Here is a 12,844-nt window from a genome sequence, read left to right as displayed (position 1 = left end):
GGTCTCACAGGCTCAGATCGGGGTGCAGCCGGTCAAGCGTCCAGACCTGCTTGCGCCGGGCGGAGACGGCCGTCAGCGCGAGCGCCCCGAGCGTGAACGCGGCGAGCACCGCGCACGCCTGCCACACGGGTCCCATCCCGCCGCCCGAGATCAGCCGGCGCAGCGACTCGACCACGTAGCTCATCGGCAGGAACGGGTGGATGGCGTTGAAGAAGCCGGGGCTGGTCTGCACCGGGTACGTGCCGCCCGCCGAGGTCAGCTGGAGCATCAGCACGGCGAGCACCAGGATCCGGCCCGCCGCGCCGAAGCGGGCGTTGAGCCACTGGATGATCGCGGCGAAGCAGCAGGTCACCAGGGCGAGGAAGCCGACCGTTCCGGCGGCCCTCGCCATCTGCAGGCCGAGACCCCAGTGCAGCACCGACATCAGCGCGGCGACCTGGAGCAGCCCGATGGCCGCGACGGGCAGCCAGCCGGCCAGGGCGATCCGCCAGGCGGAGGCGCCGGCGGCGAGCGCGCGCCGGTTGAGCGGCTGGATGAGCATGTACGCCACCATCGCGCCGACCCAGAGGGAGAGCGGGATGAAGTACGGGGCGAAACCGGTGCCGTAGTTGGGCGCCTTGTGGAGCGACTGGGAGGCCAGCTCGACCGGGTCCGCCATGACCTCCGTACGCCGGTCGCGCTCGTCCTTGTCGTAGTCGGGGATCTTGGTGACCCCGTCCTTCAGACCGGTGGCCAGCTCGCCCGAGCCGTCGGCCAGCTTGAACAGCCCGCCGTCGAGGTCCCCGGCGCCCTTCTTCAGCTTGCCGACGCCGGTGTCGAGGTTCACCGAGCCGCCCTTGGCGCTGGTCAGGCCCGTGTGGAGCTCGTCGGCGCCCTTGGCGACCTTCTGGGCGCCCTCGTTCAGCTTGTTGATCTTCTTGACGGCGTCCTCGAGGTCGGTGTCGAGGTGCGGGGCCGCCTCGGCCACCTCGGCGGCCTGCTTCTGGACGGTGGCCAGCTTGGCGTCGAGCTTCTTCAGATCGCCGTCGCTGCCCTTGGACAGCTCGTGGAGATCGTCGGCGATCTTGGCCACGTCGCCGGCCGAGGTCTTGGCCTCCTTGAGGACCTCGCAGGCCTTGGCGTCGGGCAGGAGGTTGTCGACGCACTGCTTCTTGTGGAGGGCCTCCAGCTTGTCGTCGGCCAGGTGCGCGGCGCTCCGGGCGAGCGGGGCGCGCCGGACCACGTCGGCCAGGTCGTTGCGGACGGCCGTGGCCGCGTCGCCGACCAGGCGGGCGGTGTCGCCGATCGCCTTGCCGTTGTCCTTCAGGTACGGGCGGACCTTGGCGGCCGTCCCGTTGACCTTGTCGGCGAGCTCCTTCGTGCCGGCCGCGACCTGCCGGGAGCCGGTCTCCAGCTGGCCCGCGCCCTTGTCGAGCTTCTTCAGTCCGGTGGCCAGGTTCCCGCTGCCGCTCTTGGCGTCCTTCAGCCCGTCGGCCAGGTCCTTGGAGCCCTTCTTGGCCTTGTCCACGCCGTCCTTGACGTCACCCGCGCCCTTGGCCGCCTCGGCGGTGGCCTCGTGGATGTCCGAGAAGGAGATGAAGATCTTGTCGAGGAAGGAGCGCGAGGACTTGGTCGAGGCGGCGGTGCGGACCTCGGAGAAGACCGTCCGCGAGATCTGCCCGACGATGTAGTTGTTGGCGTCGTTCGTGCGGACCCGCAGCGCACCGGTCTCGGGGGAGTCGCCCGAACTGGAGGCGATCCGGGAGCTGAAGTCGCCGGGCATGGTCAGCGAGAGGTAGTACGTCCCGTCCTCCACGCCCTCGCGCGCCTCGGCGTCGCTCACCTGGTGCCACTCGAAGACCTTGCTGTCCAGCAGGTTCTCGGTGATGTCGGCGCCCGCGGTGATCTTCTTGCCGTCGGCGGTGGCGCCCTTGTCCTCGTTGACGAGCGCGACGGGTATCCGGTCGAGCCTGCTGTACGGGTCCCAGAAGGACCAGAGGTACAGCGCGCCGTACAGCAGCGGCAGCAGCAGGATCGCGACGAGCGCGGCGCGCGGCAGCTTCCCCCTGCCGAACCGCTTCAGCTCAAGCGCGGCCAGTCTCGGCGAGCGCATCGGCTTCCCCCTCCTCGGTCGTGTCTTCGTCGGTGGCGGCGGTGGTGTCTTCTTCGGCGCTCTCGGCGTCCGCGGCGGCGTCTTCGGTGCTCTCGGCGCTTTCCACGTCCGTGTCGCCGCTGTCGTCAGTGGCGTCCGCGTCGTCCGCCGCGCGCGGTGCGGTGGTGATCTTCAGGGCGTCCTCGGGTGCCTCGCTGCACACGGCGAGCACGGTCGTGCCCGCGTCGGCGATCGAGCGGAGGAGCTTCCAGGCCTCGGCCCGGTCGGCGGCCGAGAGCTTGAGGTCGGTGTCGTCGAGGGCGAGCAGCCGGGGGCGGCCGATCAGCGCCAGGGCCACGGAGAGGCGCAGCGCCTCCAGGCGCTCCAGGTCGCGTACGGAGGTCCGCTCGGCCTTCGGCAGGGCGTCCAGGTCGAGCCCGGAGGCCTCCAGGGCCGCGTCGATCCGCGCCTTCGTGGCGGCGGCGCGCTCGGCGGGCGGCCGGAACAGGGCCCGTACGGCGCCGTCGTACCGGCGCTGGAGCAGGGCGCGCTCGCGCAGGTGCTCGGCGACGGTGAGCGCGGGGTCGAGGTCGCTGACCCCGGGCACCGGGCCGAGCGCGCTGATCCGGCGCACGGCGGCCATCCTGCGGGGCAGCGGGAGCCCGGCGACCTCGGCGTGGCCCTCGTGGGGCTTCATCCGGCCGCTCAGCGCGAGCAGCAGACAGGTGCGCCCCGACCCGGACGGGCCCTCGATCGCGACGAGCGCGCCGGGTTCGGCCCGGAAGCCGACCTCGCGGAAGACCCAGCCCCGCGGCCCCTTCAGCCCGAATCCGTCCGCGACGACGGCGGCGCCGTGCGGCTCCTCCGGCTTCGCATCCACCGGTCCACCCCCCGATTCCCCTTTTTTGAACTGACCAGTCAGTGCAAAAACTTACCCCTGGATCGGCGATCTCGGCAAAACAGCAGGTCAGGGCGATTGTCAGTGGTGCCCTTCACGATGGACACATACGGACACAGAGCCGTCACACGACGACAGGAGGCACGTCATGAACAGCTCCTCCGCAGCCGCCGTCCACCCTGTGCTGCGTCGCCAGACCGCGCCGCCCGCAGCCCTCGATCTGCTCGCCCAGGCCCGCGCCGGCCTGGACGAGGCCGCCGGCCTCGACCGGTCCAACGAGCGGTACGCCACCGCGCACCTCGCCGCCCTGCGCACCGCCGCCGCCGTGCTCGCCGTCCGGGGCAGGCCCGAGACCAACCCGCGCAAGCGGACCCGGATCCGCAGCGCCTGGGAGGTGCTGCCGGAGATAGCGCCGGAACTCACGGAGTGGAGCGCCCTGTTCGCCTCCGGCGCCGCCCGTCGCGCCCGGGCCGAGGCGGGCATCCCGGGCGCGGCCACCCCGCGCGACGCCGACGACCTGATCCGGGACGCCGGGATGTTCCTGCGCCTGGTCGAGCGCCTCCTCGTCCTCCAGCCCGTGCTTCCCCGCCGACCCGCCGACGGGGAAGCCACCGGGTGAGGGGGCGGCTGAGCCGGGGACGGCCCGCGAGGCCATAGGGTGGGAGGCGTTCGTACACCGTCACCGAGGAGTCAACAGCCGTGTCGGACCCTTCCCCTGTCTTCGGTCGAGAGGCGTCGTCGCGCCCGTCGCGCGCCTCCCTTCGTACGGCCGTCGTCTGGGACGTCCTCAAGGACGCCCTCGACCGCCGGGTCAAGGCCACCGGGAAGGACAGCCTCGATGTCCTCGACACGGGCGGCGGCTCCGGCAACTTCGCGGTGCCGGTGGCCCGGCTCGGCCACCGGGTCACGGTCGTCGACCCCAGCCCCAACGCCCTCTTCGCGCTGGAGCGCCGGGCCGCCGAGGCCGGCGTCGCCGAGCGGGTCACCGGCGTCCAGGGCGACATCCACGGCCTCTTCGACGTGGTCGGCCGCGACGGCTACGACGTGGTGCTCTGCCACGGCGTCCTGGAGTACGTGGACGACCCGGCCGAGGGCGTACGGAACGCGGCCGCCGCGCTGCGGGACGGCGGCGCGCTCAGCCTGCTCGCGGCGGGCGTCGGCGGCGCCGTCCTCGCCCGCGCGCTGGCCGGACACTTCACCGAGGCCAGGAACGCCCTCGGCGACCCGGACGGGCGCTGGGGCGACGGCGACCCGGTGCCCCGGCGCTTCACCGCCGACCAGCTCACCGAGCTGGCCGGCGCGGCCGGTCTCGACGTCGGCGCGGTGCACGGCGTACGGGTCTTCGCCGACCTCGTCCCCGGTGTCCTGGTGGACACCGAACCCGGCGCGGCGGAGGCCCTGCTCAAGCTGGAGGCCGCCGCGGCGGAGCTTCCGTCGTTCCATGCCATCGCCACCCAGTTGCACCTCCTGGGCGAGAAGCGCGCCTGATACCCGGTGGTGGTGCGCTGATCAGCGACGCAGCCGCACATGGAGTACGCCACAGAACCTCCGGTCGACGGCTTTGCCCCGTATGATCGGGGGACACGATCCGGCATGACGGGCAAGGTGCTGGGGAATCAACGCCTCAGCAACCCGACCGCGTGGCGGCCCGGATTGACGAATAGGCGTTGAGGGCGGGTTTCACGGGGGCGAATCCCTGCCTATCCTGAAAGGGCCGCATCCCGGTCGCCCCCGCGACCGACGACTAGGAGGACTCCGTGCCGCTCTCGGAGCACGAGCAGCGAATGCTCGAGCAGATGGAGCGAGCGCTGTACGCCGAAGATCCCAAGTTCGCGACAGCGCTCGAGGGAAGCGGGCTGCGTACGTACACCCGGCGACGGGTCTACCAGGCAGTCGCCGGCTTCCTGGTGGGTATCGCGCTCCTCATGGCTGGAATGGTCGCTCAGCAGTGGTGGATCAGCGTGGTGGGGTTCCTCGTCATGCTGGGCTGCGCGGTGATGGCCGTGACAGGCTGGCGCAAGGCGCCCAAGCCGGGTGAGCAGCAGCAGGCGAGTGCGGGGGAGGCGGCCGGTGGCCGTCGGACCCGACAGCGTCGCTCGATGATGAACCGGATCGAGGAGCGCTGGCAGCGCCGCCGCGACGAGCAGCAGGGCGGCGGCCACTGAGGCCGCGCCGAGGGCCCTGCCCCTGACAGATAGTTTCTTGAGCGAGCCCCGTGGGCCCGGAACGCGACAGCGCGTCCCGGGCCCACGGGGCTCGTCGCATGTCTCATGTGTCTCGTGGATGTTCTCGGCTCGTGGATGTATGAGTACGTCCGTCACCGACGCGCCGCGAGGCCGGCGCCCACCCCCGTAAGGGCGGGGCACCGGCCCCCGGCGGGCGTCAGCCCTCGTGGCGGGACGGGCGCTGGAACCGGGCGGTCACCCGCGCCGTCAGGGTGTCGCGGCGGGCGCCCCAGGCCGTCGTCGTGGCCGACCACCAGGAGGAGGCCCGCCAGATCACCCGGACGGTCGAGCGCGGCGCCAGCAGGGCGCGGAGCCGGACCCGCCGGGAGGCGACCGCCGCGAAGCCCGACCGGACCAGCGCCACCTCGTCCACGAGGCCCGTGCCCGGGCGGGGCTGCGGGGCGTACAGCACCTGCTCGACCGCCCGCGCCACCCGGTGCACCGCGCTCGCCGGCTCGCCCTCCAGGGAGCCGAGCCGGACGATCCGCGCCGCCGTCCTGCGGGGCGTCATCGACTCGTCCGGGACCACCCCGTGGTCCCAGGCCGTGTCGTTGATCTCCTGCCACGCCTCCAGCGTCCTGGCCACCCCGTCCTCGGCCGTACGGCCCGGGGAGCCGAGCCGCCGTGCCCGTACCCGGGACCGGTAGAGGAACGGCGACAGCGGGAGCAGCAGCACCACCGCCACCCCCAGGGCCACCAGGGCCACCGTCAGGAGATCCGTGCCGCCTCCGTCCGACGCGTCGGCGCCCGCCGGCTCGTCCTGGCCGCACTCGCCCTGCCGGCGCATCTGCGCAGGGCAGCTCTCCGAGGTCCTCGGCGCCGCGGACGGCGTCGCCGACGCGCTCGTCGACGGCTGAGCCGACTCGCTCGGCGTGCCCGAGGGGGACTGCTCACGCGTGTACTCAGGCGTGGAGCCCCGGGACGGGGTCGGCTCGAACCGGGTCCACCCCGCGCCCTCGAAGTACAGCTCGGGCCAGGCGTGGGCGTCCCGGATGCCGACCGACATCGTGCCGTCGGACTGCCGACTGCCCGGCATGAAGCCGACCGCCACCCGCGCCGGGATCCCGAGCGAGCGCGCCATCGCCGCCATCGAGAACGAGAAGTGGACGCAGAAGCCCTCCCGGCGCTCCAGGAAGCGCGAGATGGCCTGGACTCCCGTACCGGACTCCACCTCGACGTCGTAGCGGAAGCCGCCGTCCGTCGTGAACCAGTCCTGGAGCTTCACCGCCCGCTCGTAGTCGTTCCGGGCACCCTTCGTGACCTGCAGAGCCGTCGCCCGGACATCGAGCGGCAGCGAGTCGGGGACCTTGGTGTACTCCGTGCGCAGCGCCTCCGGCGCCGGCGGGGCCGCCGCCAGCTGCTGGGCCGTCGGCCGGACGTCCAGGCTGGTCACCGTGTACCGGGCACCCTTGGTGTTCTGCCCGTCGTCGCCGACGAGCATCCGCCCGGTCGGCTCGTACCGCCAGCGCCCGCCGATCTCCACCCGGTCCGCCGGGAAGGGCATCGGCAGCCACTTCTGCTCGTACGTCGGGGAGGCGACGAAGTTGCCCGTCACCTCGATCGTGCGGACCTGGTCGCTCAGCCCGGCCGGCCGGGGCAGCCGCTCGGGCACGTCCTGGATCGGCCGGACCGAGGACTTCCACGACGTGCCGTCGAACTGGTCGAGCGCCACGAGCCGCAGATACATGCCGCTCGTGTCGGTCGCGTTCGTCCGGTACCGGAGCACCTCGCGGTCCTCGGGCTGCCGGAGGTTGTCCTGGAGCGAGACCAGCGGGTTGACCGCCGAGATCGTGCCGCCCTTGCCCCGGTCGCCGGGGCCCTCGCCCGGCGCGCCGAACAGGCCGCCCGAGAGCGTGGGCAGCACGGCCGGCACGGCCAGCGCGACGCCCATGGCGAGCACGCCGATCCGCCGACCGGTCCGCACGGCGGCGAGCGCCTTCCCGCCGCCGCCCCCGCCTCCTGAGCCGCCAGGCGTCCCAGGGCCACCGGCCCGCGCCGCGCCGCCGAAGACCCGGCCCCACTGCGAGAGCCGGTCCCGGCTCTCGGCCAGGAGCAGCAGGAGGTAGCCGGAGGCCGCGAGCAGGAACCAGATCCAGCTCGCACCGCCCTCGGAGAGCCCCGCGGCCACCGAGTACAGCGCGAGCAGCGGCAGGCCCGCCGGGGCCGCGCTGCGGAACGTCACCGCGACGGTGTCCACCAGGAGCCCGATCAGGAGCACGCCGCTGACCACCATCAGCCGGATGCCGTCGGTGTCCGGGGCGGGCGGGGCGTACGTGCCGACGTCACCGGCGCCCGCCTGGAACAGCGCGGCGAACCGCTCGAACGCCTGCGGCCCCGGCAGGACGCCGAGCAGCGCCTCCTCCCGGGCGAAGACCAGGGTCAGCGCGAGGAGCGTGACGACGAGCTGGGCCGCCACCGTCAGCGGCCTGGCCAGCGGCACGCGCCGGGTCAGCGCGCCGACCCCGCTCTGCAGCGCGAGCAGGAACGCCGCCGTGAAGATCCACGTCGACGGGTTCACCAGCGGCAGGAGCGCGCCCGCCGCCATCAGTGTGGCCGCGTAGGCGCCCAGTGTCAGCCGCCCGCGGCCGCTCATGCCCAACCTCCGTACGTGTCATCCGCGGCGCTCTCCGCCCGGATGCCGCTCGCCTGCCGCCACAGCTCGGCGAGCCCGGCCCCCGGGGGCACGGCCAGCGCCGTCCAACCGGCCTCGCGCAGCTGCCGCAGCCGCTCGTCGACGGCGCCGGCCACGGCGCCGCCGGTCAGCCACGTCCCGGAGTCCAGGACGAAGGCGACGGCCGCGCCGCCGCGCCGGCGCATCCGGGCGGCCAGCGCGGCCTGCTCCTCGTCGATGTCGCCGACGAAGGCGACCAGCAGGCCTTCGTTCCCCCCGCGCAGCACGTCGTACGCGCGGGAGAGCCCGGCCCCGTCGGAGTGGTCCACGACGGCCAGGGCGTCCATCATCAGCCCGGCCGCCTCGGCCGAGTCCTGCGAGCTGCCCGCGAAGCCCTCGGTGCCCTCGCCGGGCACCGCCGTGCCCGTGTCGGTGAGGAGCCGTACAGAGAAGCCCCGCTCCAGCATGTGGACCAGGACGGAGGCCGCGCCGGACACCGCCCATTCGAAGGCCGAGTCCGGGCCCGCGCCCTGGTAGGCGATCGCGCGGGTGTCAAGCAGCACCGTGCAGCGGGCCCGCTGCGGCTGCTCCTCACGGCGCACCATCAGCTCGCCGTAGCGCGCGGTGGACCGCCAGTGCACCCGGCGCAGGTCGTCGCCGTGGCGGTAGGCGCGCGGAATGATGTCGTCGTCCCCGGCGAGCGCCAGCGAGCGCAGGGAGCCGTCGCCGTACCCCGACGCCTCGCCGGTCAGCTTCACCGCGGGCAGCGCCTCGGTCCTGGGGACGACGGTCAGGGTGTCGTACGCGCTGAACGAGCGGGTCAGCTCGCACATCCCGAACGGGTCGTTCAGCCGCAGCTGGAGCGGGCCGAGCGGGAACCGGCCGCGCAGATCGGAACGGACCCGGTACGACACCTCGCGCCGGCCGCCCGCCTCGACCCGGTCCAGGACGAAGCGGGGCCGCGGCCCGAGCATGTACGGGACGTGGTCCTGGAGCATGAGCAGCCCGGTGGGCAGCTTGGAGACGTTGTCCATCCGCAGGTGGACCCGGGCCTCCGAGCCGACCGCGACCCGCTGCGGGGAGAGCCGCCGGCTGCCCGCGACCCGGTAGCGGGTGCGGTGGAGCACGCCGACGCAGATCAGCGGCAGCGCGGCGAGCAGCAGCCCGACGCGCAGCAGGTCGCCCTGGCCGAGGACGTAGGCGCAGATCCCGGCGGCGACCCCGGCGGCGAGGAAGGACCGGCCGCGCGTGGTGAGACCGCTCAGGGCGGCGCGCAGACCGGTCGGGTCCTCACCCGGGCGACCGTCCCGGTCGTCGTCGCCCCGCTGCCCCTCCGGCGCGGCGGAGGTGGCCATCACAGCGACCGGACGCCGGGCTGCTGCTGGCCGTAGTGCGGGCCGGCGGGCGGCGCCGCGGCGGGGACGGGCGTGCGCTGCAGGATGTCGCGGACGACCTGCTCCGAGGTGCGCCGGTTCAGCTGGGCCTGCGCCGTCGGCAGCAGCCGGTGGGCGAGGACGGGCACGGCGAGGGCCTGGAGGTCGTCCGGCAGGACGTACTCGCGGCCGCTGAGCGCGGCGGACGCCTTGGCGGCGCGCAGCAGGTGCAGCGTGGCCCGTGGCGAGGCGCCGAGCCGCAGGTCCGGGTGGCTGCGGGTGGCGGCGACGACGTCCACGGCGTACCGGCGGACGGAGTCGGCGACGTGGACCGCCCGTACCGTGTCGATCAGCTTGACGATGTCGTGGGCGTGCGCGACGGGCTGCAGGTCGTCCAGCGGGTTGACCGCCCCGTGGATGTCGAGCATCTGGAGCTCGGCCTCCGCGCTGGGGTAGCCGATGGAGACCCGGGCCATGAAGCGGTCGCGCTGCGCCTCGGGGAGCGGGTACGTGCCCTCCATCTCCACCGGGTTCTGCGTGGCCACCACCATGAACGGGCTCGGCAGCTCGTACGTCTGCCCGTCCACCGTGACCTGCCGCTCCTCCATGGACTCCAGGAGCGCGGACTGGGTCTTCGGCGAGGCGCGGTTGATCTCGTCGCCGATCACGATCTGGGCGAAGATCGCGCCCGGCTTGAACTCGAAGTCACGCCGCTGCTGGTCGAAGATCGACACGCCCGTGATGTCCGAGGGCAGCAGATCGGGCGTGAACTGGATGCGGCGCACCGAGCAGTCGATGGACCGCGCCAGCGTCTTGGCCAGCATCGTCTTGCCGACGCCGGGGACATCCTCGATCAGAAGATGTCCCTCGGCGAGCAGCACGGTCAGCGAAAGCCGTACGACCTCAGGCTTGCCCTCGATCACACCCTCCACCGACCTGCGGACACGCTCCGCTGTGGTGGTCAGATCTGTGAGGCTCGCTCGATCGTCATAGGTCGTCACCCGGCCCTCCTCGGCCCCTCCGTAAACACCGACACCTGCCCCCGCGGTGATTCGGGGGGTGTCACCCGAGCATTCTTGTTGCCCTTGGCGGGTTGTGTCACTTGGCTGTGGACAAGTGGGAGCGATTTGCCGGGGTTTGCTCTATTGCGCCCAGGGGATCGGGCAGGAGATCGGGGCCGATCAGGCCGGGTCGATCTCGCGGAGCAGACCGGTGGTCACGTCGAAGACGAAGCCGCGGACGTCCTCGGTGTGCAGCAGGAACGGCGAGGTCCGCACCCGCTGCATCGACTGCCGGACGTCCTGCTCGACATCGCGGAAGGCCTCCACGGCCCAGGCCGGCCGCTGGCCGACCTCCATCTCGATGTCGTGCCGGAAGTCCTCGGTGAGGGACTCCAGGCCGCAGCCGGTGTGGTGGATGAGGACCACGCTGCGCGTGCCGAGGGCGCGCTGGCTGATCGTGAGGGAGCGGATCACGTCGTCGGTGACCACGCCGCCGGCGTTGCGGATGGTGTGGCAGTCGCCCAGTTCCAGGCCGAGCGCGGCGTGCAGGTCGAGCCGGGCGTCCATGCAGGCGACGACGGCCACGTTCAGGACGGGGCGGGCGTCCATGCCGGGGTCGGCGAAGCGGGCGGCGTATCGCGCGTTGGCCTCGACGAGCCGGTCGGTGACCGTGCCATTGGTGGGTATCGCGGCGGAATCGGCGGAATCTGTCGAAGCTGTGGAGTTGGCGGAGAGGTGCGCAGAGGTCGACATGTTTATGACGGTAGTGGTCACGCGCTTGCGAGGCCCGCTGTGAGAGTGGACAAAGAACGCCATTGAGCCTTGTTGTGAGGTAACCCACAGGCCGGGTGAGACAGGGTCCATCCGGGTGAGTCGCCGGGAATGCCCGGCTCCGGCCGAAGGCCCGCGCGACGCGCCAGCCGGTTGATTGACCGTCGGGGTCAGTGGACTAAAGTGACGCGGAGTTTGACGGAGACAATGAGCGATTTCCGCAGTTTCTCCCCCGCGTGTGCGGCGGATGCGTAGCGGCCGCGCCGAATCTGAGCCGAATTCTGAGAGGGCGCATTGAGCAACGACCGACACGTCCCGGTGATGCTCCAGCGGTGCCTGGACATGTTGGCCCCCGCACTGGAGCGCCCCGGCGCGGTCGTCGTCGACTGCACCCTCGGCCTCGGCGGCCACAGCGAGGCACTGCTCAAGCGGTTCCCCGAGGCGCGCCTGATCGCCCTCGACCGGGACAAGGAGGCGCTGCGGCTCTCCGGCGAGCGGCTCGCCCCGTACGGGGAGCGCGCGACCCTCGTCCACGCGGTCTACGACGAACTGCCCGAGGTCCTCGACCGGCTCGGCGTCCCGCGCGTCGACGGCATCCTCTTCGACCTGGGCGTCTCCTCCATGCAGCTCGACGAGGCCGACCGCGGCTTCGCGTACGCGCAGGACGCGCCGCTCGACATGCGCATGGACCAGACGACCGGGGTCAGCGCGGCGGAGGTCCTCAACACCTACCCGGCCGGCGAACTGGTCCGCATCCTGCGGGCGTACGGCGAGGAGAAGCAGGCCAAGCGGATCGTCTCCGCGGTCGTGCGCGAGCGCGACAAGGAACCGTTCACCAACAGCGCCCGCCTGGTCGAACTGATCCGGGACTCGCTCCCACAGGCGGCCAAGCGCACCGGCGGCAACCCGGCCAAGCGCACCTTCCAGGCCCTGCGCATCGAGGTCAACGGCGAGCTGACGGTCCTGGAGCGGGCGATCCCGGCGGCGGTGAAGGCGCTCGCGGTGGGCGGCCGGATCGCGGTCCTGTCGTACCACTCCCTGGAGGACCGGCTGGTCAAGCAGGTCTTCGCGGCGGGCGCGGCCAACACCGCTCCGCCCGGCCTGCCGGTGGTCCCGGAGCAGTACCAGCCCCGCCTGAAGCTGCTCACCCGCGGCGCGGAACTCCCCACCGAGGAGGAGATCGCCGAGAACCGCCGCGCGGCCCCGGCCCGGCTCAGGGGAGCGCAGCGCATCCGGGAGGACGTACTCCGGTGAGCGACGCACGCGAGGACAGGCACGCATGACGATGAAGGGGCCGCTCAAAGGGCGGGCGGCGCGGCTCGGGCGGCTCATGCCGTCGGGGCCGAGCAGCGCGGCCCGTACCCCCTTCGTCCTGCTCGTCGTCGTACTCCTCGGCGGCGGGCTCATCACGCTCCTGCTGCTGAACTCCGCCCTCAACCAGGGCTCCTTCAAGCTGCGCGACCTCAAGAACCGCACCACCGAGCTGACCGACGAGGAGCAGGCCCTCCAGCGCGACGTGGACGACCACTCCGCGCCCGACGCGCTGGAACGGCGGGCCCGGGAGCTCGGCATGGTCCCCGGCGGCAGCCCCGCCTTCCTGGAGCCGGACGGGACGGTCAAGGGCCGGCCGTCCAAGGCCTCCGCCCCGAAGCCGGACCCGACGCCGACCGTGAAGCCCGTCCCCACCCGGACGGCCACTCCGAGCGGCACGGCCACCCCGACCGGCCCGCCCGCGAACCCCACCACGCCACCACCCGCGCACACGACCGCGCCCGCCCCGACGAACTCCGGCAGGTGACCTCAGTGCCCCCCAAGGAGCCCCCGCGCCGCCGCGTGCCCGGCCCCGCGCACCCCGCCCGCCCGGCCCGCCCCCGGCCCCCGGCCGCCGCACGTC

General features: G+C 73.0%; 11 protein-coding genes. 5 read left to right on the top strand and 6 right to left on the bottom strand.

Going from position 1 to position 12,844, the window contains the following annotated elements; all coding sequences use genetic code 11:
* Window positions 1-4 precede the first annotated feature (4 nt).
* A complete protein-coding gene (locus tag ACFWRO_RS27455) occupies window positions 5-2,092 on the bottom strand; it encodes a YhgE/Pip family protein (protein ID WP_384514248.1) in 2,088 nt (695 codons plus the stop codon).
* On the bottom strand, window positions 2,064-2,951 hold the full coding sequence (locus ACFWRO_RS27450) for an ATP-binding cassette domain-containing protein (RefSeq protein WP_384514246.1): 888 nt from the start codon (window positions 2,949-2,951) through the stop codon (window positions 2,064-2,066). The genes ACFWRO_RS27455 and ACFWRO_RS27450 overlap by 29 nt, the downstream gene beginning before the upstream one ends.
* A gap of 166 nt (window positions 2,952-3,117) precedes the next feature.
* Here ACFWRO_RS27450 and ACFWRO_RS27445 point away from each other — a divergent pair, with 166 nt between their 5' ends.
* The 3 genes from ACFWRO_RS27445 to ACFWRO_RS27435 all read left to right on the top strand — a co-directional run bounded on the left by ACFWRO_RS27445 (window position 3,118) and on the right by ACFWRO_RS27435 (window position 5,134).
* Window positions 3,118-3,588, top strand: a complete 471-nt coding sequence (locus tag ACFWRO_RS27445; RefSeq protein WP_384514245.1) for an SAV_6107 family HEPN domain-containing protein — start codon at window positions 3,118-3,120, stop codon at window positions 3,586-3,588.
* A gap of 80 nt (window positions 3,589-3,668) precedes the next feature.
* Complete coding sequence (locus ACFWRO_RS27440; protein WP_384514243.1) at window positions 3,669-4,457, top strand: class I SAM-dependent methyltransferase; 789 nt, start codon at window positions 3,669-3,671, stop codon at window positions 4,455-4,457.
* Window positions 4,458-4,726: 269 nt separating this feature from the next.
* Complete coding sequence (locus tag ACFWRO_RS27435; RefSeq protein ID WP_384514241.1) at window positions 4,727-5,134, top strand: DUF3040 domain-containing protein; 408 nt, start codon at window positions 4,727-4,729, stop codon at window positions 5,132-5,134.
* A 217-nt stretch (window positions 5,135-5,351) separates the two neighbouring features.
* Here ACFWRO_RS27435 and ACFWRO_RS27430 read toward each other — a convergent pair whose 3' ends face one another.
* The 4 genes from ACFWRO_RS27430 to ACFWRO_RS27415 form a co-directional block, all read right to left on the bottom strand.
* A complete protein-coding gene (locus tag ACFWRO_RS27430; protein ID WP_384514239.1) occupies window positions 5,352-7,787 on the bottom strand; it encodes a DUF3488 and DUF4129 domain-containing transglutaminase family protein in 2,436 nt (811 codons plus the stop codon).
* A complete protein-coding gene (locus ACFWRO_RS27425; RefSeq protein WP_384514237.1) occupies window positions 7,784-9,160 on the bottom strand; it encodes a DUF58 domain-containing protein in 1,377 nt (458 codons plus the stop codon). Before ACFWRO_RS27425 ends, ACFWRO_RS27430 begins: the two co-directional genes overlap by 4 nt.
* Window positions 9,160-10,179, bottom strand: coding sequence for an AAA family ATPase (locus ACFWRO_RS27420; RefSeq protein WP_384514235.1), 1,020 nt, complete (start codon window positions 10,177-10,179; stop codon window positions 9,160-9,162). Before ACFWRO_RS27420 ends, ACFWRO_RS27425 begins: the two co-directional genes overlap by 1 nt.
* Window positions 10,180-10,359: 180 nt before the next feature.
* Window positions 10,360-10,932, bottom strand: a complete 573-nt coding sequence (locus tag ACFWRO_RS27415) for a beta-class carbonic anhydrase (protein WP_384514234.1) — start codon at window positions 10,930-10,932, stop codon at window positions 10,360-10,362.
* 312 nt (window positions 10,933-11,244) lie between these two features.
* Here ACFWRO_RS27415 and rsmH point away from each other — a divergent pair, with 312 nt between their 5' ends.
* Window positions 11,245-12,204 carry a 16S rRNA (cytosine(1402)-N(4))-methyltransferase RsmH gene (gene rsmH, locus ACFWRO_RS27410; RefSeq protein ID WP_384514232.1) on the top strand — a complete coding sequence of 320 codons (960 nt, stop codon included), beginning with the start codon at window positions 11,245-11,247 and terminating at the stop codon, window positions 12,202-12,204.
* Between the two features lie 25 nt (window positions 12,205-12,229).
* Window positions 12,230-12,748 (top strand): septum formation initiator family protein, encoded by a 519-nt coding sequence (locus ACFWRO_RS27405; RefSeq protein ID WP_384514230.1) that lies wholly within the window; start codon window positions 12,230-12,232, stop codon window positions 12,746-12,748.
* Window positions 12,749-12,844: the final 96 nt, after the last annotated feature.

Origin of the sequence: Streptomyces sp. NPDC058579 (assembly GCF_042718575.1) — a bacterium.
In the GTDB taxonomy this organism is placed as follows: Bacteria; Actinomycetota; Actinomycetes; order Streptomycetales; family Streptomycetaceae; genus Streptomyces.
The sequence above is the reverse complement of the archived record's forward strand: the minus strand, read 5'-3'. Positions and strand labels throughout refer to the sequence as shown.